This window comes from Pseudomonas sp. AG1028, assembly GCF_007993955.1.
GTDB lineage: Bacteria > Pseudomonadota > Gammaproteobacteria > Pseudomonadales > Pseudomonadaceae > Aquipseudomonas > Aquipseudomonas straminea.
In genome coordinates this window covers 305,093-327,136 of the sequence record NZ_VIVP01000005.1, presented here as the reverse complement: position 1 = coordinate 327,136, position 22,044 = coordinate 305,093, and the positions used below count along the sequence as shown (strand labels likewise).

General features: G+C 64.9%; 21 protein-coding genes. 13 read left to right on the top strand and 8 right to left on the bottom strand.

Annotated elements, in window-relative coordinates; genetic code table 11:
• The first annotated feature begins 155 nt into the window (after nucleotides 1–155).
• From FB481_RS10395 to FB481_RS10385, 3 genes are read left to right on the top strand one after another with little or no spacing between them, the layout of a single operon-like run.
• The gene (locus tag FB481_RS10395; RefSeq protein ID WP_147176278.1) at nucleotides 156–1,646 is read left to right on the top strand and encodes a benzaldehyde dehydrogenase; all 1,491 of its coding nucleotides are present in this window, start codon (nucleotides 156–158) and stop codon (nucleotides 1,644–1,646) included.
• A 49-nt stretch (nucleotides 1,647–1,695) separates the two neighbouring features.
• The gene (locus tag FB481_RS10390; RefSeq protein WP_147176332.1) at nucleotides 1,696–2,460 is read left to right on the top strand and encodes a coniferyl-alcohol dehydrogenase; all 765 of its coding nucleotides are present in this window, start codon (nucleotides 1,696–1,698) and stop codon (nucleotides 2,458–2,460) included.
• 53 nt (nucleotides 2,461–2,513) lie between these two features.
• Nucleotides 2,514–3,461: a transporter gene (locus FB481_RS10385; protein WP_147176277.1), complete on the top strand. Its 948-nt coding sequence runs from the start codon at nucleotides 2,514–2,516 to the stop codon at nucleotides 3,459–3,461.
• 21 nt (nucleotides 3,462–3,482) lie between these two features.
• Here FB481_RS10385 and FB481_RS10380 read toward each other — a convergent pair whose 3' ends face one another.
• On the bottom strand, nucleotides 3,483–4,499 hold the full coding sequence (locus tag FB481_RS10380; RefSeq protein ID WP_147176276.1) for a bile acid:sodium symporter family protein: 1,017 nt from the start codon (nucleotides 4,497–4,499) through the stop codon (nucleotides 3,483–3,485).
• Nucleotides 4,500–4,595: 96 nt separating this feature from the next.
• Between FB481_RS10380 and FB481_RS10375 the strand changes: the two genes are divergently transcribed.
• Nucleotides 4,596–5,387 carry a helix-turn-helix transcriptional regulator gene (locus tag FB481_RS10375; protein ID WP_147176275.1) on the top strand — a complete coding sequence of 264 codons (792 nt, stop codon included), beginning with the start codon at nucleotides 4,596–4,598 and terminating at the stop codon, nucleotides 5,385–5,387.
• 1 nt (nucleotide 5,388) lies between these two features.
• On the opposite strand, the gene FB481_RS10370 is transcribed toward FB481_RS10375, so the two are convergent.
• The 3 genes from FB481_RS10370 to FB481_RS10360 form a co-directional block, all read right to left on the bottom strand.
• Nucleotides 5,389–6,168 (bottom strand): DUF1835 domain-containing protein, encoded by a 780-nt coding sequence (locus FB481_RS10370; RefSeq protein ID WP_147176274.1) that lies wholly within the window; start codon nucleotides 6,166–6,168, stop codon nucleotides 5,389–5,391.
• A gap of 19 nt (nucleotides 6,169–6,187) precedes the next feature.
• Complete coding sequence (locus tag FB481_RS10365; RefSeq protein ID WP_147176273.1) at nucleotides 6,188–7,261, bottom strand: hypothetical protein; 1,074 nt, start codon at nucleotides 7,259–7,261, stop codon at nucleotides 6,188–6,190.
• Between the two features lie 71 nt (nucleotides 7,262–7,332).
• Nucleotides 7,333–8,751: an FAD-binding oxidoreductase gene (locus FB481_RS10360; protein ID WP_147176272.1), complete on the bottom strand. Its 1,419-nt coding sequence runs from the start codon at nucleotides 8,749–8,751 to the stop codon at nucleotides 7,333–7,335.
• 646 nt (nucleotides 8,752–9,397) lie between these two features.
• Between FB481_RS10360 and FB481_RS10355 the strand changes: the two genes are divergently transcribed.
• The 3 genes from FB481_RS10355 (at nucleotide 9,398) to FB481_RS10345 (ending at nucleotide 12,444) form a co-directional block, all read left to right on the top strand.
• Entirely contained in the window at nucleotides 9,398–10,366 is a 969-nt protein-coding gene (locus FB481_RS10355) for a tripartite tricarboxylate transporter substrate binding protein (protein ID WP_147176271.1), read from the top strand.
• Between the two features lie 61 nt (nucleotides 10,367–10,427).
• Nucleotides 10,428–10,907 carry a tripartite tricarboxylate transporter TctB family protein gene (locus FB481_RS10350; RefSeq protein ID WP_013793432.1) on the top strand — a complete coding sequence of 160 codons (480 nt, stop codon included), beginning with the start codon at nucleotides 10,428–10,430 and terminating at the stop codon, nucleotides 10,905–10,907.
• A 10-nt stretch (nucleotides 10,908–10,917) separates the two neighbouring features.
• Nucleotides 10,918–12,444 carry a tripartite tricarboxylate transporter permease gene (locus tag FB481_RS10345; RefSeq protein WP_013793433.1) on the top strand — a complete coding sequence of 509 codons (1,527 nt, stop codon included), beginning with the start codon at nucleotides 10,918–10,920 and terminating at the stop codon, nucleotides 12,442–12,444.
• A gap of 63 nt (nucleotides 12,445–12,507) precedes the next feature.
• On the opposite strand, the gene FB481_RS10340 is transcribed toward FB481_RS10345, so the two are convergent.
• Together FB481_RS10340 and prlC are read right to left on the bottom strand one after the other, a co-directional pair.
• The gene (locus FB481_RS10340) at nucleotides 12,508–12,795 is read right to left on the bottom strand and encodes a YheV family putative zinc ribbon protein (RefSeq protein ID WP_093500818.1); all 288 of its coding nucleotides are present in this window, start codon (nucleotides 12,793–12,795) and stop codon (nucleotides 12,508–12,510) included.
• Nucleotides 12,792–14,840 (bottom strand): oligopeptidase A, encoded by a 2,049-nt coding sequence (gene prlC / locus FB481_RS10335; protein ID WP_147176270.1) that lies wholly within the window; start codon nucleotides 14,838–14,840, stop codon nucleotides 12,792–12,794. The genes FB481_RS10340 and prlC overlap by 4 nt, the downstream gene beginning before the upstream one ends.
• Before the next feature lie 101 nt (nucleotides 14,841–14,941).
• Between prlC and FB481_RS10330 the strand changes: the two genes are divergently transcribed.
• The 4 genes from FB481_RS10330 to FB481_RS10315 all read left to right on the top strand — a co-directional run bounded on the left by FB481_RS10330 (nucleotide 14,942) and on the right by FB481_RS10315 (nucleotide 17,006).
• Nucleotides 14,942–15,484: a gamma carbonic anhydrase family protein gene (locus tag FB481_RS10330; RefSeq protein WP_027908502.1), complete on the top strand. Its 543-nt coding sequence runs from the start codon at nucleotides 14,942–14,944 to the stop codon at nucleotides 15,482–15,484.
• Between the two features lie 81 nt (nucleotides 15,485–15,565).
• Nucleotides 15,566–16,036, top strand: a complete 471-nt coding sequence (locus FB481_RS10325) for an antitoxin Xre/MbcA/ParS toxin-binding domain-containing protein (protein ID WP_147176269.1) — start codon at nucleotides 15,566–15,568, stop codon at nucleotides 16,034–16,036.
• Nucleotides 16,036–16,497: an RES family NAD+ phosphorylase gene (locus FB481_RS10320; RefSeq protein ID WP_147176268.1), complete on the top strand. Its 462-nt coding sequence runs from the start codon at nucleotides 16,036–16,038 to the stop codon at nucleotides 16,495–16,497. The genes FB481_RS10325 and FB481_RS10320 overlap by 1 nt, the downstream gene beginning before the upstream one ends.
• 20 nt (nucleotides 16,498–16,517) lie before the next feature.
• Nucleotides 16,518–17,006, top strand: coding sequence for a GNAT family N-acetyltransferase (locus FB481_RS10315; RefSeq protein ID WP_147176267.1), 489 nt, complete (start codon nucleotides 16,518–16,520; stop codon nucleotides 17,004–17,006).
• Nucleotides 17,007–17,217: 211 nt separating this feature from the next.
• Here FB481_RS10315 and solA read toward each other — a convergent pair whose 3' ends face one another.
• Together solA and FB481_RS10305 are read right to left on the bottom strand one after the other, a co-directional pair.
• The gene (solA, locus tag FB481_RS10310) at nucleotides 17,218–18,384 is read right to left on the bottom strand and encodes an N-methyl-L-tryptophan oxidase (protein WP_147176266.1); all 1,167 of its coding nucleotides are present in this window, start codon (nucleotides 18,382–18,384) and stop codon (nucleotides 17,218–17,220) included.
• An 8-nt stretch (nucleotides 18,385–18,392) separates the two neighbouring features.
• A complete protein-coding gene (locus FB481_RS10305; protein ID WP_147176265.1) occupies nucleotides 18,393–19,052 on the bottom strand; it encodes an HD domain-containing protein in 660 nt (219 codons plus the stop codon).
• A 284-nt stretch (nucleotides 19,053–19,336) separates the two neighbouring features.
• Here FB481_RS10305 and FB481_RS10300 point away from each other — a divergent pair, with 284 nt between their 5' ends.
• Complete coding sequence (locus FB481_RS10300; protein ID WP_147176264.1) at nucleotides 19,337–21,562, top strand: type VI secretion system Vgr family protein; 2,226 nt, start codon at nucleotides 19,337–19,339, stop codon at nucleotides 21,560–21,562.
• 25 nt (nucleotides 21,563–21,587) lie between these two features.
• Entirely contained in the window at nucleotides 21,588–22,037 is a 450-nt protein-coding gene (locus FB481_RS10295) for a DUF6484 domain-containing protein (RefSeq protein ID WP_093500836.1), read from the top strand.
• The last annotated feature ends 7 nt before the right edge of the window (nucleotides 22,038–22,044 follow it).

Here is a 22,044-nt window from a genome sequence, read left to right as displayed (position 1 = left end):
GGATCGTAGAAATTCGATGAATACAGCCAGCTTATTGAAATTGTTATGGATTCTCTGCGCCACCCAATACCGCGATACGGCTGGGCACGCTCCTTGCGATCAGTGTCAATGCCATCGGCACATCACTCAAAACAACAATACTCCAAGGAGACACCATGTCTCGACTGCCCCGTTCAGAATCGAACCCTGCCCTGCTGGATGAGCAGATCTGGGAGGCCCGGCTGTTTTCCGGCACCTGGCGCACGCCAATAGCGGGCGGGCGTAACGAAGTCAGCGAGCCGGCTACCGGTAAGTGTCTGGCCACCACCGGCCAGGCTCGCGCTGAGGACGTCGCCATGGCTACCGCCGCGGCAGCCGCCCAACAGCCAGCCTGGGAGGCTGTGCCACCGCGCCAGCGCGCCGATATCTTCCTGCGCGCCGCTCAGCTACTGCAGGCCCAGGCAGACGAGTGTGCGCTGTTCATCGCCCGGGAAACCGGCGGCATCCTGCCCAAGGCCCAGCATGAGGTGCGCGAAGCGGTGCTGTTCCTGCAGCTCGCCGCCGGCCAGGTGATGCAACCCCACGGCCTGGTACTGCCGAGCAACACCGGCACGCTCTCCTACGCACGGCGTCTGCCCCACGGCGTAGTGGGGGTGATTTCGCCATTCAACTTCCCGCTGATCCTGTCGATCCGCGCCGTGGCGCCGGCCCTCGCCGCCGGCAATGCAGTGGTGCTCAAGCCTGATCCGCAGACGCCGATTGCCGGCGGTTTCCTGATCGCCCGTTTGTTCGAGCTGGCCGGGCTGCCCGAGGGCGTGCTGCACGTTTTGCCCGGCGGCGCCGATGCCGGCGCGGCGCTGTGCAGCGACCCGCACGTGCGGATGATTTCCTTCACCGGCTCCACCGCTGCCGGCCGCAAGGTGGCGGAAACCGCCGGCCGCCACCTGAAAAAGGTGGCCCTGGAGCTCGGCGGCAAGAACCCTTTGATCATCCTCGACGACGCCGACCTGGAGCGCGCCCTGAGTTGCGCCAGCTGGGGCGCCTTTCTTCATCAGGGGCAGATCTGCATGGCCAGTGGGCTGATCCTGGTGCACGAGTCGCTGCACGAGCGTTTCGTCGAAGGGTTGGTCGAGCGCGCCCGGCACCTGCGTGTCGGCGACCCGGCCGGCGGCGATGTGCAGCTCGGCCCGATGATCAACGAGAACCAGCTGGTGCGTACCCATCAACTGGTGCTCGACAGCGTGGTGGCCGGCGCTCATCTGCATACCGGCGGTCAGTACGACGGCCTGTTCTACCAACCCACCGTGCTCAGCCACCTGACGCCGGGCATGCCGGCCTTCGATACCGAGATGTTCGGTCCCGTGGCCTGCGTGGCCAGCTTCGCCAACGACGAAGAGGCCATCGACCTGGCCAACCGCACCGAGTACGGCCTCGCCGCGGCAGTGATCTCGTGCTCCGTGGGCCGCGCCATGGCGGTCGGCGCCCAGCTGCGCGCCGGCATGCTGCACATCAACGACCAGACGGTGAACGACGACGGCGTCAACCCGTTCGGCGGCCGCGGTAACTCCGGCAACGGCGGCAGCATGAGCGGCCCGGCCAACTGGGACGAGTTCACGCAGTGGCAGTGGGTGACGGTCAAGGACACGCCGCCGCAGTACCCCTTCTGACGTCTCACCCGACTGACTCACAACAAGAACAAGAGGACGCACCATGAACCTGAATCTGCACGACAAGACCCTGATCGTCACCGGCGCCGCTTCCGGCATCGGCGCCGAAGTCGCCCGCCTGGCGCGCTGCGCCGGTGCGCGGGTGATCGCTCTGGACCGTAACGAGCCACAGATCAGCGTGCACGCCTATCACCAGGTGGATCTGGGCGACCCGGCGAGCATCGACCAGGTGATCGCCCGCCTGCCCGGGCACATCGACGGCCTGTGCAACATCGCCGGCGTGCCCGGTACCGCGCCCGCCGAACTGGTCGGCCGGGTCAACTACCTGGGCCTACGTCACCTTAGCGAAGGCCTGCTGCCGCGTCTGGCTGGCGGTTGCATCGTCAATGCTGCGTCGATTCTTGGCGCCGAATGGCAGCAGCGCCTTGAAGCCCACAAAGCGCTGGCCGCCACCGCGGGTTTCGAGGCCGGTAGTGACTGGCTGGATGCCAATCCGGTCGAGCAGGCCACCTGCTACCAGTACTTCAAGGAGGCGCTGATCGTCTGGTCGTACCAGAACGCTTCGCCCTGGTTCCGCGAGCACGACGTGCGCATGAACTGCGTGGCCCCCGGCCCGGTGTTCACGCCGATCCTCGGCGACTTCGTACAGATGCTCAGCGATGAACGCCTGGAGCGCGACGGCCGCCACATGAAACGCCCGGCCCTGGCCGACGAAGTAGCTGCAGTGGTGCTGTTCCTCTGCTCGGATGCGGCGCGTTGGGTGTGCGGCGCCAACATCCCGGTCGATGGCGGGCTGGCAGCCAGCTACGTGTGAGTCGCGCCAACGCGGCACAGCGATCTACCAAAACAACAAGAAGGATCACCACCATGCACGCATCACGTCTTTCGGCTCTGACCCTCGGCCTGGCTACCCTGGCGGGCACCGCCCAGGCCTACGACCTGCCCACGGTCAACCTTGGCTCCACCAGTTTCTACGACGGCGCGCCACTGCCCGGCGGGCCGGGCGGCTACGTGGTCGAGTATCTGGTCTACGGCAAGGCTTCGCGCTTCAACGACCAGAACGGCGACAAGCTGCCGCTGCCCAAGCAGGAAATCGAAACCTTCGCGCCGGTCACTCAGTACATCCACCTGGCCCAGCCGCTGGCCAATGGCTGGATGCCCGGCGCCACGGTGATCGTGCCCTGGCTGGCCCACGCCAAGTTGGACGACGGCCTCGACAACGCCGTGCTCAGCTCGCGCGAAGGTGTGGGCGACATCGTGCTGGGGGCCTTCCTGCAATCGCCGGTAAGTACTCGCGCTGACGGCTCGCCGCTGTTCGCCCAACGTATCGAAGCCGAAGTGATCCTCCCCACCGGCGCCTACGACCGCGACAAGGCGGTCAACCCGGGCAGCAACTTCTGGTCGTTCAACCCCTACTACGCGGCGACCTACTGGTTCACACCCAGGTGGTCGGTGAGCGGGCGCTTCTGGTACCTGTGGAATGCCAAGAACCGTGATCCACTAACGTCGTTCGGCGACGTGTCGAGCACCCAGGCCGGCCAGGCATTGCATGCCAACTTCGCCACTCAGTACGCACTCACCGACCAACTGAGCGTCGGCCTGACCGGTTACTGGCTCAAGCAGATCACGGATACCGAGATCGACGGCCGCGATGTCAGCGGCCGTCGTGAAAAGGTCTGGGCCATCGGGCCGGGCCTGACCTACAGCTTCTCGAAGGAGACCATCGTGACTGCCAACAGCTACTTCGAGCAGGACGCCGAGAACCGTACCGAGGGCAACAAGTTCGTGCTCAGCTTCGTGCACAAACTGTTCTAGCGGGCCTCGGCGCGATACGCGTCACGGCGCCTTGGCGACGGGCGCAGGCTGCGCGGCCTGTGCCTCGATGGCGACTTCCGGGCGGCGCGCATAGCGCTGGGCGAGCACTGCGCAGACCATCAGCTGGATCTGGTGGAACAGCATCATCGGCAGGATCATCAGGCCGATGCTGCCGCCGGCGAACAGCACCTGGGCCATCGGCACGCCGGTGGCCAGGCTCTTCTTCGAGCCGCAGAACAGGATGGTGATGCGGTCTTCCTGGTTGAAGCCGCACACTCTGCCGAGCAGCGCGGTAATGCCCAACGCCAGGGCCAGCAGAATGCAGCAGGAGAGGATCAGCAGACCCAAGGTCGGCCAGGACACCTGATTCCACAGGCCTTCGACCACGGCTTCGCTGAACGCGGTGTAAACCACCAGCAGGATCGAGCTCTGGTCGACATACTTGAGCCAGTTCTTGTTGCGGCCGACCCAGGCGCCAATCCAGCGGCGGGCGATCTGCCCGGCGATGAAGGGCACCAGCAGTTGCAGGGTGATCTTGCCGATGGCGTCGAGCATCGAGCCGCCACTGCCGTGCACGTCCATCAGCAGCGCAACCAGTAGCGGGGTGAGGAAAATGCCGAACAGGCTGGACGCCGCCGCGCTGCAGATCGCGGCGGGGATATTGCCGCGCGCCAGCGAGGTGAAGGCGATGGCTGACTGCACGGTGGCCGGCAGCGCGCACAGGTAGAGCATGCCCAGGTACAGCTCGGTGCCGATCAGCGGCGACAGCAGCGGCTTGAGTGCCAGGCCGAGCAGCGGAAAGAGGATGAAGGTGCAGCTGAATACCAAGAGGTGCAAACGCCAGTGACCGGCGCCGGCGAGGATCGCCTCGCGCGACAGCTTGGCGCCGTGCAGGAAGAACAGCAGGCCGATGGCCAGGTTGGTGATCCAGCCGAACGCCACGGCCGCCTGGCCGCTGACCGGCAGGAAGGTGGCGGTGAGCACGACGGCGATCAGCGTCAGGGTGAAGTTGTCGGGCAGTAAACGGGAACGGGCCATGGGCAGGACTCCGGGCAGGCGATGGCAAAGTTGCCACAGAAAGGGCGCCACTCTACTCTGAGCGGCAATTGCCGACTAACGCCATAAAGTCAGATCATGTCGCCTAACGGACAGAACAGCATCGCCGAACGCAGTATTCCCCAGCTGGAACGCCTGCCCCGCCCGCTTTATGCGCGCAACGAGTCACTACTGCGCCAGACCGGCACGCCCCGCCATAGCCATCCGTGGGTACAGCTGACCTACGCCATCCAGGGCGTACTGCACGTGCGCACCGCCGCCGGCAGCTTCGTCGCGCCGCCACAGCGGGCCATCTGGATTCCCGCCGGCCTGGAGCACGAGGTGCTTAGCTCGCCGAACACCGAAATGCGCAGCCTGTATCTGCAGGACGAGAACCCCGAAAGCGTCGCCGAGAGCTGCCGGGTGCTGGGCGTGGATGCGCTGACCCGCGAGCTGATCCGCAGCTTCTGCGAACTGCCGGTGGAGTACGACGAAGATGGCCCGGACGGCCGCCTGGCCCAGGTGCTGCTCGACCGCCTGCGCGCGGCCCCGGAAGTGCTGTTGTCGCTGCCGCTGCCGAGTGATGCGCGGCTGAAAAAACTCTGCAGCCGCCTGCAGAACAGGCCCGACGACGACCGCACCCTGGCCGCCTGGGGTGACGAGCTTGGCGTATCGGAAAAGACCCTCAGCCGCCTGTTTCTGCGCGACACCGGCCTGACCTTCCGCGCCTGGCGTCAGCGCCTGCGCCTACTCGGCGCGCTGACCCCGCTGGAGCGCGGCGAACGGGTCACCGACGTCGCCCTGCTCTGCGGTTACGACTCCACTTCGGCGTTTATCGCCGCCTTTCGCCAGCAGTTCGGCGCCACGCCGGGTGAGTTCTTCAACAGCTGATTCAGCTGCTACGGCGCACCTGCAGGCCCGAGTAACCGTGATCGCCCGGCTCACCACCGAGCACCAGCTGGCCGCTGCCGGCCAGCTCGCGGGCACGCCAGAACAGAAAGAAGTCGGTGGCGAAGAAGCCGTCGCAGCGCGCCATCACCTCCGCCATCACCCGTGCCAAAGGTTGTGGCTCGGCGCGAGCGTGGCGCAGCAGCGCCGCGTCGATGGACTGGTAGTCCTCAGCGCTGAACGCGCCGGTTTGCCAGCGATGGATCAGCCCGCCATCGGTGACCGCAGCACGCCACTGCGCCGCCAGCTCGGCGAGGCGTTCGGGGCCGACCGGCTGCGGGTTGGCCAGCTCCAGTAGCGCCTGCGGCGCATGCATGGCCACCGCCTTGCGGCTCTGCACCCAGCTGTTGCCGGTGCCGCAGGCCACCTCGATCAGCGCGACGCCGCTACCTTCAAGAGCATTGGCCACCCGCGCCAGCAGCAATTGCTCGCTGGCGCTGTCGCCGTGCCAGACGGTCACCGGCCGCTGCTGACGGGCCAGATCGGCGAGCCACTGCGCATCGGCGGGCAGGTCCGCCTCGAAATCCGGTACCGGCGTCACGCCCGCCGGCCATACCCCACGCCAGAACGCCGCGCGTGCCGCACAGGGCGGGGTGTCGACATCGCCCAGCGGGCCTACGGCCAGGTCGTCGCGCAGCACACGCAGGCCAGCTTCGGCGGCCTCCTGGCCGATCACATGGGTGACGCCGGCGACGGCATTGTCACCACAGACCAGATGCCACATAAGCCATCCTCGTCGTATGTTACGGGGTGAGTTTTACCGCCAGCGCCCGCTTTTCGCCCTGCTGCCAGGTGCCGGTCAGGCTGCCGTCGGCCTGGAATTCGAGCTCGAAGCGCGCCGGCGGTTCGCCGCTTTCGTGCAGGGTGAGCGAATCCTGCTGGAATTCACCGCCCAGCTCGATGTACTTGGCGTGCTTGTCGTAGAAGTAGCTGGCGGTCAGGCTGCGGTCGCTATAAAGCTGCTCGATCACCAGGGTGATCGGATAGGCGCCGAGGCTGCCGTGGTAAACGCCCTGCGCCGTGCTATTCGCCGGCAGAGCACAGTCGCTGCGTTTTTCCAGCAGCAGGCAGCGGCCGTAGGAGCTCATGTCGGCGCTCAGGGCCTGGTAGCTGATGCTCTCGGGAAACTCGCCAAGCTCGTCCAGCGCGCGGCTGGCGTGGTTGGCGCAGCTGCCGCCAATCACCGTCATGCTGTCTGTGCCCAGCTGCAGGCGGTCGAAGTCGAAGCTGGCCTCGCCAAGGCTCTCCAGGCATTCGCTGTAGAGCTCGCGCTGGTCTTCCCGCTGCTGCTCATCGTCGCTCAGCTCGTCCGAGTCCACCGGCTTGCTGGGCGGCATGGCCTTGAGAAAGTCCTGCATGCGCTTGGCCCGTTTGCCCTGCAGCTCGGTCTGCAGACGCGCCAGCCCTTGAGGAGTGAGCAACTGCGCCAGGCCGATGGGTCGCCCGCTGGCCAGGTCGAAGTTGTAGGCAGTCGAATTCTGGCTGCTGTAGGCAGCGGTGTACTCACTGTCGACGTTCAGCGACAGATAGCCCGGGCCCTGACCGACCACCTGATAATCGAGGCTGTTCACGCCACCGATTTCGCCCTCCTTGGGCCGCACCTTCTCGAACGGCGACTTGGCGAAGCGGCCGGGCAACGCCTGCAGTTCGCGTACATGCAGGAAGGTGTTGATACGCGCGATGGCCGGGCTGTCGCCAACCAGCAGCGGAAAGCGGTAGGTTTCCCAGTCGCTGCGCTTGTCGGTGAGATCGTCGATACGCACATCGGCCAGCGCTGGCAAGGCGATGGCGAGCAGGGGCAGTAGCAGCAGGCGCACGGCAGGTCCTTGTTGCAGTTACGGGAGGCCCGCAGTATCCGCCAGGCCCAGCGCGAACTCCAGACGCCAGCTCAGAGCAGCTTGCCGGGGTTCATCAGCCCGCTCGGGTCGAACGCGTTCTTGAGGCTGCGCATCAGTTCCAGCTCCAGCGGGTCCTTGTAGCGCCGCGCTGCCTCGCGCTTGGCCTGGCCAATGCCGTGCTCGGCGCTGATGCTGCCGGCGAACGCCGCGGTCACGTCGTAGATCTGCTGCATGATCGCCTCGGCCTGGGCCTTGAACGGCTCATCCTCGCTGCCCACCGGTTTGCTGATGTTGTAGTGCAGGTTGCCGTCGCCGACGTGGCCGTAGCAGACGATGCGCACACCGGGAAACGCCTGCTGCAGGCGTTCGTCCGCCTCGGCGATAAAGGCGGGGATGGAGCTGACCGGCACGCTGATGTCGTGCTTGAGGCTCGGCCCCTCGTGATTCTGCGCTTCGGAAATGCCCTCGCGCAGCTTCCACAACGCCGCGACCTGCGCCTCGCTGCTGGCCACCACGGCATCTAGCGCCTCACCTTCCTCGAATGCTGCACCCAGGCCGCTTTCCAGCATGGCGTTGAGTGGCGCCTCGGGCAGCGTGTCGCTAAGTTCGATCAGCACGTACCAGGGATGCTCCTCGGCGAAGGGATCGCTGCAACCCGGTACGTGGCGCAGCACGAACGCCACGCTCTGCCGCGACATCAGTTCGAACCCGGTCAGCCGATCGCCGCACAACGCGCGCATACGACCGATCAGCGCCACCGCCGCCTGCGGGCTGGACAGCGCGACCCAGGCCGTGGTGCGGCTGCGCACCGCCGGGTAGAGCTTGAGTACCGCCGCAGTGATGATGCCCAGAGTGCCTTCGCTGCCAATGAACAGGTGCTTGAGGTCATAGCCGGTGTTGTCCTTGCACAGGCCGCGCAAGCCATTCCAGAGTCGCCCGTCGGGCAGCACCACTTCGACGCCTAGGGTCAGGTCGCGCATGTTGCCGTAGCGCAGCACGGCGGTGCCGCCGGCGTTGGTCGCCAGGTTGCCGCCGATAGTGCAACTGCCTTCGGCACCCAGCGACAGGGGAAACTGGCGGCCCACCGCGGCGGCGGCTTCCTGCACCTGCTGGAGCACCACGCCGGCCTCGACGGTGATGGTTTCGTTACCCGCATCGACGTCACGAATCCGGGTCAGGCGGGTCAGCGACAGCACCACCTGGTGCCCCGAGTCGTCGGGGATCGACCCACCACACAGGCCGGTATTGCCGCCTTGTGGCACCAGCGCCACGCCGGCCTGGTGGCAGGCACGAACCACTCCAGCGACTTCCCCGGCGGAGGCCGGCCGCACCACCAGCGCGGCGCGCCCGCAGTAGGCGTTACGCCAGTCGCTGAGGTAGGCCTGCATGGCGGCAGGGTCATCGATCAGGCCGGCCGGGCCGACGATCTCGCCCAGGGTCCGTAGCAATTCGGCTGGCAGGTGGCTCATGCAAGGGTACTCCGCAGGGAATGGTCAGAATGGCCGCTGACTCGACAGTGCGAACTCGACAGCCGGGGAGAGAGACCGCCTTACCCAGGCCTCGGCAGATGAACTCAGCGCTGGGGGCAATACATGGCAAGACTTATCGAGCCGCCAAATAAAGTTCGGCCAAGCAAGTTACTGGCGCCGATCAATCATAAGTCATCGTATAACGAAATTTAAATCGGCAAAAATCCGCCCATCAACGGATTATCAATCGGCAAGAATCCGCCTACTTAATGATCAATATCTAAATCCATATATAAGAAAGATAATGAAACATTTAATAAACTAGTTATTAATCAGAAAGTTATGAAAATTAAACATTATGAATCGGGTTATCGAAAGATGCTTTATTGACAGGCCGAACAGCGCAGACAATCATCCTCTTGTCGTCATACGACAACGTACGACACTAACTAATAATAATCATAGGATCCGCTCTCGCCATGAGTAACCGCAGCAGTCCAGACCGGCACTAACGCCGCCTCCCCATCCCCAATCGCCATATGACTTACCTGCTGATTAATTATCGGGCGGGTTGGGCTTCCTATTAAGTGCGCGCTGAAAACAAGCCATCGAGTTGTTCAGGCGTGGCGTTATCGGAGAACTTCCAATGAATAAAATTCTGTCCGCGACCTTGCTGTCCGCAGCCCTGCTGACCACTTCCGCCACCAGCTACGCCCAGGAGCCGAACTGGCCGACCCGTGCGGTGCAGGTGGTGGTGCCGGCCAACGCCGGCGGCGACACCGACTTCAACGCCCGCATGATGGCCAAGTACTTCACCCAGATCACCGGCAAGCCGATGGTGATCACCAACATGGGCGGCGGTGGCGGTACCGTAGCGGCGTCCCATGTGAAGGAATCGGCTGCCGATGGCCACACCATCCTGTTCACCCACACCGGCCAGTTGATCGTCAACGAAGTCGCCGGCCTCAGTGAAGACAGCTATGACGCCTTCGACATTTCCTGCATCGCCGGCGTCGACAAGGCATCGATCTTCGTGGCCTCCAAGCAGTCGGGCATCGACAGCGTCGAGAAGCTGATCGCCCAGGCCAAGGAAAAGCCCAAGAGCATCTCCTACGGCACCGAGATGGGTAACTTCTCCCACCTGCAGGGCCTGATGTTCGAGAAGCGCACCGGGACCGAGCTGCGCTACATCGACACCGGCACCGTGGCCGAGCGCATCGTCGCGCTGCTGGGCGGGCGCATCGACATGGGCGCGATCAGCTACGGCGCGCTGCAGGACTACATCCAGAGCGGCGCAATGAACGCCCTGGCGCAGCCCAACGAGGCGCGCAACCCGCTGGTCGGCGACATCCCCACCTTCCGCGAGAAGGACGTCGACCTGATCGTCGAGAAGCCCTACGTGGTCGCCTTTCCCAAAGGCACCGACGCCGCCATCGTCGCCAAGATGGCCGAGGTCATGAAACAGATCACCGAGATCCCCAGTTACGGCGAGGAACTGGCCAAGACCTACAAGCAGCCGGTGGCCTACTACGGCACGGACGACGCCATCGCCATGCTCAAGGAGCACCGCGAGGAGTTCATGCAGTTCAAGGACGCCCTGCGGCAATCGAACTGATCCCTGCAGCCGCAAGCCCACGCTTGCGGCTTTTTCATTCCCCGATCCATAGGAGTTCGCTGTGGATGCTTTCAAGCGAAAAGAGCTGATCACCGGCGGCTTCATGCTGGCCGCTGGCATCGCTTACCTGCTGGCCACCATGAGCCTGCCGCGCAAGTCGTTCATCGACGCCGCATTCGTGCCCTACGTACTGGCGATCTTCATGTGCGGGCTGGGCGTGCTGCAGCTGGTATTCGGCTTTCGCAACGCGCCGGCCGCAGATAGCCCGGCCGACGACAAGAAGGGCGAGGTCTCCGAATACGGCACGGTGATCAAGACCCTGGCGCTGATCGCCGCCTACATCGCCACCCTGGAGCCCATCGGCTTTCCCATCGTCACGGCGATCTACCTGTACCTGCAGTTCATCGTGCTGACGCCCCACGGCCAGAAGATCGGCCACGTGACCTACGCAATCACGGCGATCATCTCGGCCATCGTCATCTACCTCATCTTCCGCCAGGGCTTCGATCTGATGCTGCCCTCCGGCGTGCTGAACATCTAGGAGGCGCGCCATGCTCGACTTGATGACACACGGCTTCGCCGCCGTCTTCTCGCTGCAGATCTTCATCCTCATCACCATCGGTGTGGTGGTCGGCATCATCTTCGGCGCCGTGCCGGGCCTTTCGGCCACCATGGCCGTGGCGCTGTGCCTGCCGCTGACCTTCACCATGGGCCCGGCCGCCGGTCTGTCGCTGCTGGTAGCGCTCTACGTGGGGGCGATTTCCGGCAGCCTGATCCCGTCGATCCTGCTGAAAATTCCCGGCACGCCCTCCTCGATCGCCACGGTGTTCGATGGCGGGCCGATGATGGAAAAGGGCGAAGGCTTCAAGGCCCTCGGCATCGGTATCGTGTTCTCGTTCCTGGGCACCTTCTTCGGGATCGGCGCGCTGATGTTCATCGCCCCGATGCTGGCCAAGGTGGCGCTCAGCTTCGGCCCCCACGAATACTTCGCCATCGCCATCTTCTCGCTGACCCTGATCGCCACGCTGTCCACCGGCTCGCTGACCAAGGGCGTGTTCTCCGGCGCCCTGGGCTTCGCCTTCTCCACCGTCGGCATCGCCCCGGTGGATGCGATTCGTCGCTTCACCTTCGACCAGTCCAACCTCAACGGCGGCTTCGCCATGCTGGCGGTAATGATCGGCATGTTCGCCGTGGCCGAGGTGATTCGCCTGGCCGAGACCGGGCGCCACGCCGGCATGACCAAGGTCAAGCCGCTGGACATGTCCAAGGTGCGCGGCTTCGGCTTCTCGCTGAAGGAATTCGTCGGCCAGTTGCGCAACGCCTTCCGCTCGGCGATGATCGGCCTCGGCATCGGCGTGCTGCCGGGCGTGGGTTCGGGCACCTCGAACATCATTTCCTACATCGTGGCGAAGAAGCGCGCCAAGGATCCGGACTCCTACGGCAAGGGCAACCCTGGCGGCGTGGTGGCCAGCGAAACCTGCAACAGCGCGGCCATCGGTGGCGCCATGGTGCCGCTGCTGACCCTCGGCATTCCGGGTGACACGGTGACCGCCATGCTGCTCGGCGGCTTCCTGATCCACGGCATCCAGCCCGGCCCGCTGCTGTTCATCACCCAGGGGCCGCTGGTGTACACCATCTTCGCCGCGCTGATCCTGGCCACGGTGATCATGCTGGTGCTGGAGTTCTACGGCCTGCGCATCTTCATCAAGCTGCTGTCGGTGCCCAAGCACATCCTGCTGCCGATCATCTTGGTGCTCTGCGTGGTCGGGGCCTTCGGCCTCAACAGCCGCCTGTTCGATGCCTGGAGCATCCTGCTGTTCGGCATCCTCGGCTACGGCTTCATCAAGGCCGGCATGCCTGCGCCGCCGTTCATCATCGGTTTCATCCTCGGGCCGATGGCCGAGACCAACCTGCGCCGCGGGCTGATGCTTTCCGACGGCAGCTTCACCGCCTTCCTGACCAGCCCGATCTCGGCGCTGTTCCTCGGCTTGGCGGCGCTGTCGGTGCTCTGGCACGCCTACAGCCTGCTGCGCGCCAGGAAGGACAAGAAACCCGCCGAAGCGTTATCGACGAGTTGATCGCCCACTCCTGAAACGAAACAAGCGCCCTGGGGCGCTTGTTTCGTTTCCGCGAGATGAAACCTATTCGGGCTTCTTCAGCTTCGGATTGGGAAAGAACTGCACGGCCTTGACCTTGGGATCCGCCGGTTTCTTCGGCGTCAGGCCGCTGACGTTGACGCGGGTCGGCAGCTCCTTGGCCACCGAGTTGCCACGCTCGTCCAAGGTGTCGGCGTAACCGCACTGCACGCATTCGCGGTGCGGCACGCCATCGACGTTCCACATCTTGATGCTGTCCATCTCGCTGCACGCCGGGCACACGGCACCGGCGATGAAACGCTTGGGCGTGATTTCTACAGGGGCGTCGCTCATGCCGCCTCCGCACTCAGGCCCAGATGGCGCAGCAGCGCGTCGATGCTCGGCTCGCGACCGCGGAAATCGACGAACAGCACCATCGGCGCCTGGGAACCTCCGCGGGCCAGGATCGCCTCGCGGAACGCGCGACCGGTCTGCGGGTTGAGCACGCCCTCTTCCTCGAACTTCGAGAAGGCATCGGCGCTCAGCACCTCGGCCCACTTGTAGCTGTAGTAACCGGCCGCGTAACCGCCGGCGAAGATATGCGCGAAGCTGTTGGGGAAGCGGTTGTAGGCCGGCGGGCGCAGCACCGAGACCTCGTCGCGGATGCCTTCGAGCACCTCCAGCACGCTGCGACCATCGCCGTGGGTAACGTGCAGCTCGAAGTCGAACAGCGAGAACTCCAGCTGGCGCACCATCATCAGGCCGGACTGGAAGTTCTTGGCGGCCAGCATCTTGTCGAGCAGGTCCTGGGGCAACGGCTCGCCGGTCTGGTAATGGCCGGAGATCAGCGCCAGGCCCTCGGGCTCCCAGCACCAGTTCTCCATGAACTGGCTCGGCAGCTCGACGGCGTCCCAGGCCACGCCATTGATGCCGGACACCCCGACATGCTCGACGCGGGTCAGCAGGTGATGCAGGCCATGGCCGAATTCGTGGAACAGCGTGGTGACTTCATCGTGGGTCAGCAGCGCCGGCTTGCCCGCCGACGCAGGGGTGAAATTGCACACCAGGTTGGCCACCGGGCTGACCAGTTCGCCACCGACGGCGCGGCGCTTGTCGCGGGCGCCGTCCATCCAGGCACCGCCGCGCTTGTTGGCACGGGCGTAGAGGTCGAAGAAGAAGCGCCCGACGTGCTGGCCGTTCTCGGAAATCTCGAACAGGCGCACGTCCGGGTGCCAGGTGTCGAAGTCATGCAGCTCCTTGATCTGGATGCCGTAGAGCTTCTCGACGATGGCGAACAGGCCGCCGAGCACCTTGTCGATGGGGAAGTAGGCGCGCAGGATTTCCTGGGAAATGCTGTAGCGCTGCTCGCGCAGCTTCTCACTGTAGTAGCCCACGTCCCAGCTTTGCAGGTCGTTGCAGCCCTGCTCGGCGGCAAAAGCGCGCAGCTCGGTCAGGTCCTGCTCGGCGAACGGCTTGCTGCGCACCGCCAGGTCGCGCAGGAAGCTCAGCACCTGCTCGCTGGACTCGGCCATCTTGCTGGCCAGGCTCAACTCGGCGTAATTGCCGAAGCCCAGCAGGCGCGCCAGCTCCTGGCGCAGCTCGAGAATCTCGGCCATCACCGGGCCGTTGTCGTTCTGCCCGGCGTTCGGGCCCTGGTCCGAGGCGCGGGTGCAATAAGCCGCGTACAGCTCCTCGCGCAGGGCGCGGTTGTCGGCGTAGGTCATCACCGCGTAGTAACTGGGGAATTCCAGGGTGATCAGCCAGCCCGAGAGGTTCTTGGCTTCGGCGGCCTGCTGCATCTGCGCCTTGGCCGACTCGGTGATGCCGGCCAGCAGGCTTTCGTCCTCGATGTGCTTGGTCCAGGCCTGGGTGGCATCCAGCAGCTGGTTGGAGAAGCGGCTGCCCAGCTCGGACAGGCGCATCTGGATCTCGCCATAACGCTTCTGCTGCTCGGCCGGCAGGTCGATACCGGACAGGCGGAAGTCACGCAGGGCGTGTTCGAGAATGGTCTTCTGCGCGACATCGAAATTCGCTGCTTCGGGGCTGGCGGCCAGCGCTTCGTAGGCCTGGAACAGGGCACGGTTCTGGCCCATTTCCGTCCAGTATTCCGACAGTTTCGGCAGGCAAGCCTCATAGGCGGCGCGCAGCTCAGGGTTGTTGCGCACGGCATTGAGGTGGCTGACCGGGCTCCAGGCGCGGCCCAGCTTGGCACCCTGCTCGTCGAGCGCGTCGATCAAACTTTCCCAGCGCGGCGTATCGCCCTGGCTGGCCAGCACCTTGGCGACCACGCTGCGGCTCTCGGCGAGAATGGTATCCACCGCCGGCTCTACATGCTCGGGCAGGATGGACGAATACGGCGGCAGGTCGAAATCTTGCAGCAGGGGATTGTTCGCACTCACGTCGGGTACCTGTGGTGGAATGAATAAGATGTCTGATTGACCAGATATGGCGGTCATCTTAATTACAATCAACCCCCGGCGTAACTTCAGAGGTTTCTATCGTGGCGATTCGTACTTATCAGGGCACAAAACCGACGCTCGGTGATCGGGTGTTCGTCGACAGCTCGGCGGTGGTCATCGGCGACGTGGAAATCGGCGAGGACAGCTCCGTGTGGCCGCTGACCGTGATCCGCGGCGACATGCACCGCATCCGCATCGGCAAGCGCACCAGCGTGCAGGACGGCAGCGTGCTGCACATCACCCACGCCGGCCCGTTCAACCCGGACGGCTTCCCGCTGATCATCGGCGACGAAGTGACCATCGGCCACAAGGTGATGCTGCACGGCTGCACCCTGGGCAGCCGCATCCTGGTCGGCATGGGCAGCACGGTGATGGACGGCGCGGTGGTCGAGGACGACGTGATCATCGGCGCCGGCAGCCTGGTGCCGCCGGGCAAGGTGCTGGAGAGCGGTTTCCTGTACGTCGGCAGCCCGGTGAAACAGGCACGCCCGTTGACCGACAAGGAACGCAATTTCTTCAGCTACACCGCCGGCAATTACGTGAAGCTCAAGGATCAGCATATCGCCGAAGGCTACGACCAATAACTGACAGCCGAGCGTGCAAGCGCGAGCGCAAAGGAGTAACCTTCATTTGACGTTTAATTTTATTCAAATGAAGGAGGCAGCATGACCGTTACCGCAATGCGTCAGGCCAAACAGGGCAAGGACGACCCCTCGCCCGTGGTCGCCGCCTTCTGGGATTTCAGTGCTGGCCGGGAAAAGCTCAGTGAAGCCGAGCGCCTGCAGCAGATTCGTGATGGCTTCGCCGCCGACTTGGTGCAGGCAGTGAAAGCGACCTTCACCCTGCCAGAGCGCAGCCTGGAAATTCTTCTCAACGCGTCGATCTCGACCCTCGAACGTCGCCGCCGCGAGCGCAAGGTGCTCGACCCGGTGGCCTCCGAGCGCCTGGATCGCATCGCCATGGTCTGCCAGTTGGCCGAAGACGTGTTCGAAAGCCGCCAGGCAGCCGCCGAGTGGATGTCGCGGGCCAATCGCTCCCTTGGCGGCCAGGCGCCGATCATGCTCTGCGAGACGGAAATCGGCGCCAAGCAGGTACGCCGGGTGCTCAATGCCCTCGATTGGGGTGGCGCGGCCTGATGCGTGCCTGGCGCGTGGCCAAGGCCAAGCGAGCCACCGACCTGTCCGGGCGTGGCGCCGCCATCGAAGGCGGGCGCTGGAACGAGCAGGACATCGCCGCGGTGTACATGGGCCTGAGCCCCGGCATCTGCTGCCTGGAAACCTTCGTGCACGCCGAAGGCCCGCCGGCGATGCCGATGAAAATCACCTGCTTCGAGCTGCCGGACGATTCGGATCTCTACTGGGAGCCCGCAGCGGGCGAACTGCCACAAGGCTGGAACGCGCTGCCGGTGGATCGCCCGAGCATGGATTTCGGCAGCGTCTGGCTGCGCGCCGTCAGCCACCTCGGCCTGATCGTGCCATCCGCGGTGCTGCCGCTGGAGCGCAACCTGGTGGTGAACCCGCTGCACCCGGCCATCAGCCGCATCCGCATCGTCGACACCTACGATTTCACCTACGACCCACGCATGTTCAAGGCGTGACCAGACCCTAGGAAACCCCCGTGAATATCCGCCCTATAAGCGAAACCGATTTCGATCAGGTCTGGCCCATCATCCGCGATGTCGTCCAGGGCCAGGAAACCTACGCCTATGACCCGGCCATGGACCGCGAGACGGCCTGGAAAACCTGGGTCGAGCTGCCCCGCGCCACCTTCGTGGCCGAAGAACACGGGCAGATCCTCGGCACCTATTACATCAAGGCCAACGCCGCAGGACCGGGCGACCACGTGTGCAACTGCGGCTACATGACCTCGCCCGCCGCCCGCGGCAAGGGCGTGGCGAGCGCGCTGTGCCAGCACTCGCTGCAGGTCGCCCGTGAGCTGGGCTTCCAGGCCATGCAGTTCAACTCGGTGGTGGCCAGCAACACCGTCGCCGTGGCGCTCTGGCAGAAACACGGTTTCGCCATCGTCGGCACCCTGCCCAAGGCCTATCGCCATCGCACGCTGGGCCTGGTGGACTGCCATGTGATGTATCGCTGGCTTAATGATTGACGCCGATTCCGTAGCCCGGTGTAGAGCGCAGCGAAACCCGGGATGATCTCCTGGGTATCGCTATGCTCAACCACAGACTACGAGCTGGTGATTATCTGTGGGAGCGGGCCATGCCCGCGATTTTTCGCGCGCATGGCGCGCTCCTACAGTGGATCGGCGAACGGCTGCTCCTGCCCTGCTGCAGTCGATAAGCTACTAGCGCCCGAGCAGGCTACGACCTGAAGCGCGCCAGCGAAAACGCCGACAGGTCAGCCGCGCCGGGCTCGCCGCAATGCTGCATGGCCAGCGCCTCACCGATGCCGGCGGAATGCTTGAAGCCATGCCCCGAGCAGGCCGACACCAGGGTCACGTTGGCCATCTGCGGGTGTGTATCGATGATGAAATTGAAGTCCGGCGTGATGGTGTAGGTGCACACCCTGGACTTCAGCACCCGCCGGGAAACCCCGAGCAGCCGGCCAGCCACGTGGGCGTCGTACAGGGCGTCGGTATCCGCCTGGCTGACGTGGCGATCCAGCGCGTCGGGATCGCAGCCTTCGAGGTACTGCTCGGTGGCGACCTTGATGGCGTTCTCGCCCGGCAGCGGCGGAAAGCCGTAGCAACTGTCGGTATCCGCCGCGCCATGCAGCAGGATGTACACCGGCGAGCCGGCAGCAAAACGCTCCGGCTCGTCCAGCTCGAACCACACCAGTTGCTGGCGGCAGACCTTCAGCAAGCCCTCGATCGACGCGCCCAGCAGCCGGCCCGTCCACATGCCGGCGCAGACGATGGCCTTGTCCGCCGTCAGCGTGCCGCCGCCCGTGCGCACCCGAACGCCTCCGGCATCGGACTCGATAGCCTCGACCCGCGTATGGGTGTGCAAGACCGCACCCAGTTGCTCGGCCAGCCGCAGCTGCACGTCGATGGCCCGCTCGGGGCGCACGTAACCGGCGCCCGGCTCGTAATAGCCGGTGGCCGCATCGCCGAAGCCGCCGAATTGCGGGAAGCGCTGGCGGATGGCGGCGGCGTCCAGCAGGCTGTGTTCGATGCCGAAGCGTTTGGCCAGCGCCGCCGTTTCGCCGCCGAAGTCAGGCGTGCCGTGGCCGCGGGTCGGCTCCTGGCTGCTGCTCAGCATCAGCATGCCGCAGGCTTCGAACAACGCCTCGCCGCTCTGCGCCTCCAGCTCGCGCCAGATGCGCTGGGAATTGAGCGCCAGCGGCACGTAGGCCGCGCCCTCGCCCACCGCCTGGCGGGTGATGCGCGTGTCGCCATGGCTGGAGCCCTGGTCGTGGGGCGGTGCATGGCGGTCGACGCCGGCCACGCGCACGCCGCGCTTGGCCAGTTGATAGAGGGTGGCGGCGCCCATGGCGCCCAGGCCGATCACGATAACGTCGTAGTGCATGGGATTCTCTACTGCTCGAAGGGCTGGGTTTCTTCGCGAAAGGCGTCGAGGAAGGCGACCATCCGCGCGTGCCGCTGTCCGGCCAGGCGCGCACCGGTGGCGGTCTGGAAGCCGGCGGCCAGGCCCAGCAACTTGCTGTGGAAATGGTCCAGGGCGAAACGCTGGTCATCCAGCGGCCGCTGGCGTGCGTCGATATCCTCGGCATCGTACAGCGCACTGCCCAGGCGCCCGGAAACATGAAAGCAACGCGCCACGCCGATCAGGCCGATGGCGTCCAGGCGGTCGGCATCCTGCAGGATGCGCGCCTCCAGGCTGGTCGGCGTGATGGCGGCGGAGAAACTGTGCGCCTCGATGGCATGGCGCACGGCGGTGATGCGCTCGCTCGGCCAGCCGTGGCCTGCGAGCACCTCGCCGGCGCGCGCAGCGGATAGCCGCGAAGCGCTGGAGCGCAGCGGCGAATCCTTTTCCACCGCCACGCAGTCATGCAGCAGCACCGCCGCCAGCAGCAACTGCAGATCGCCGCCCTCCTCGCGCTGCAAGCGCCGAACGTTGGCCCATACCCGCTGCAGGTGCGACAGGTCATGGGCGCCATCGTCGGTGGATGGCGCGCAGCCGGCCAACAGCTGGCCAGCCAGCTCGGCGTAGGGGGCGAAAGGATCCAGATTCATGACAGATCGCCAGAAAGGGAAAGCCGCACCTTACGGGCCAGCCGCCAGGGCTCGCAAGTCATGCAGCGGAGTGTGGCGCCTTGCCATTACTGGACAAGCTCATAGGGCTTGCGCCACCTTTGGCAGCTTCGCCGAGCGACCTGGCCGCGCGCCAGGATCGCCTCGACGCATGAAGGATTTTCGACAGACTCGCCCCCAATGAGCGCACATTCCGAACGGCGTCTCAGCAGATAACCGCGTTCGCGGTTATCTTCGGCACAGGATGGCATCGCAGGGATACGCACATGGCAATCACACAACAGTCGCGCATGGCCAAGGTCAACAGCCCGCTCGGCGACAACGTGCTGGTGATGGAGCGCCTGGCCGGCAGCGAATCCCTGGGCCGCCTGTTCCACTACGAGCTCAGCCTGGCCTCGGAAAATTCCTCGCTCAAGCTCAACGCTCTGCTCGGCAAGCCCATGGGCCTGGCCGTACAACTGGCCGACGGCAGCGACCGCTACTTCCACGGCATCGTCGCGCGCTGCAGCCAGACCGCCCACCGTGGCCAGTTCGCCAGCTATCAGGTCACCCTCAAGCCTTGGTTGTGGCTGCTGTCGCGCACCTCCGACTGCCGGATCTTCCAGAGCAAGACCGTGCCGGACATCGTCAAGCAGGTGTTCCGCGACCTGGGTTTCTCCGACTTCGAAGACGCCCTGACCCGCTCCTACCGCGAATGGGATTATTGCGTGCAGTACCGCGAGACCAGCTTCGATTTCGTCAGCCGGCTGATGGAGCAGGAAGGCATCTACTACTACTTCCGCCATGAGCAGGAGCGCCATGTACTGGTGCTCTGCGATGCCTACGGCGCCCACGGTACGGCGCCCGGCTATGGGCGCGTGCCGTTCTACCCGCTCGACGACCAGATGCGCGAGCGTGACCACATTCACGACTGGCACCTGGCCCACGAAGTGCAGCCCGGCTCCCTGGCGCTCAACGACTATGACTTCCAGCGCCCCAGCGCACGCCTGGAAGTGCGCTCCAGCATCGCCCGCGAGCACAGCAACGCCGATTATCCGCTCTACGACTACCCGGGCGAATACGTGCAGAGCAAGGACGGCGAGCAGTACGCGCGCAATCGCATCGAGGCCATCCAGGCGCAGTACGAGCAGATCCGCCTGAAGGGCAATGCCCGCGGCCTGGGCAGCGGGCACCTGTTCAGCCTCACCGATTACCCGCGCGACGATCAGAACCGCGAGTACCTGATCGTCGATGCCGAATACACAATCACCCAGGACCTCTACGAAAGCGGTCGCGGCAGCGAGAGCTTCCAGTTCGACAGCAACCTGACCTGCATCGACGCCAGCCAGGTGTTCCGCCCGCTGCCGCAGACCGTGCAGCCCATCGTGCAGGGCCCGCAGACGGCCATGGTGGTCGGCCCCAAGGGCGAGGAAATCTGGACCGACCAGTACGGCCGCGTGAAGGTGCACTTCTACTGGGACCGCCACGACCAGTCCAACGAGAACAGCTCGTGCTGGATTCGCGTATCGCAGAACTGGGCCGGCAAGAACTGGGGCTCGATCCAGATCCCGCGCATTGGCCAGGAAGTGATCGTCAGCTTTCTGGAAGGCGACCCTGACCGGCCGATCATCACCGGCCGCGTCTACAACGCCGAGCAGACGGTGCCCTACGACCTGCCCGCCAACGCCACGCAAAGCGGCACCAAGAGCCGCTCGAGCAAGGGCGGCACGCCAGCCAACTTCAACGAAATCCGCATGGAGGACAAGAAGGGCGAAGAGCAGCTGTTCATCCATGCCGAGAAGAACCAGGACATCGAGGTCGAGAACGACGAGACCCACTGGGTCGGCCACGACCGCACCAAGACCATCGACAACGACGAAACGGTGCACGTCAAACACGACCGCACCGAGACGGTGGACAACAACGAGACCATCACCATCGGCGTCGACCGTACCGAAAAGGTCGGCAACAACGAGTCCATCACCATCGGTGTGAACCGCACCGAAAACGTGGGCAGCAACGAATCGATCAGCATCGGTGCCAACCGTACCGAGAGCGTGGGCAGCAACGAAACCATCAGCATCGGCGCCAACCGCACCGAGAGCGTGGGCAGTAACGAAACCATCAGCATCGGTGCCAACCGTACCGAAAGCGTGGGCAACAACGAGCGCATCACCATTGGCGCCGACCGCACCGAGCTGGTCACCGCCAATGAAAGCGTGTTCATCGGTGCCAACCAGACGACCGCCGTCGGCGGCAGCGAATCGCGCTACGTGCGCGGCGAGCGCAACACCCGCATCGGCAAGGACGACACCCTCAACGTCGGCAAGAACTTCGTACTCAAGGCCGGCGACTCGATCACCCTGCAGACCGGCGCTGCCAGCATCACCATGAAGAAGGACGGCACCATCGTCATTCGTGGCAAGAACATCAGCATCGACGGCTCCGGGGCGATCAACGTCAAGGCCGCCAAGAACATCGTGATGAAAGGCCAGAAGATCCTGCAGAACTAGGCCGCGATCAGCGCCAGGAGCCCCCATGACTGTCCAGCACCACACCCCCGCCGCCGCCACTCGCCTGGACGGCGTGGTCATCGGCGTACTGCTCGATGTGCCGCAAGCTTCCAGCCCGATCGTGGCTTTTGCCGGCTGCCCATCGGAGACCGGCATCGCCGCGACCACCACCACGGCCCTCAGCCGCGAGGACATCGGCGCCCAGGTGGCCCTGATGTTCGTCGGTGGCGACCCGAGCCAGCCACTGGTGATCGGCCGTATCCAGCGCCTGCCGCAGGCACCGGCGCCGGCCGCCATCGCCCATCTCGACGGCGAGCGCCTGGAATTCAGCGCCGAACGGGAGATCGTGCTGCGCTGCGGCAAGGCCAGCATCACCCTGACCCGCGAGGGCAAGGTGCTGATCAAGGGCGCCTACCTGTCCAGCCGCTCCAGCGGCGTGAACCGCATCAAGGGCGGTTCGGTGCAGATCAACTAAGAGCCGC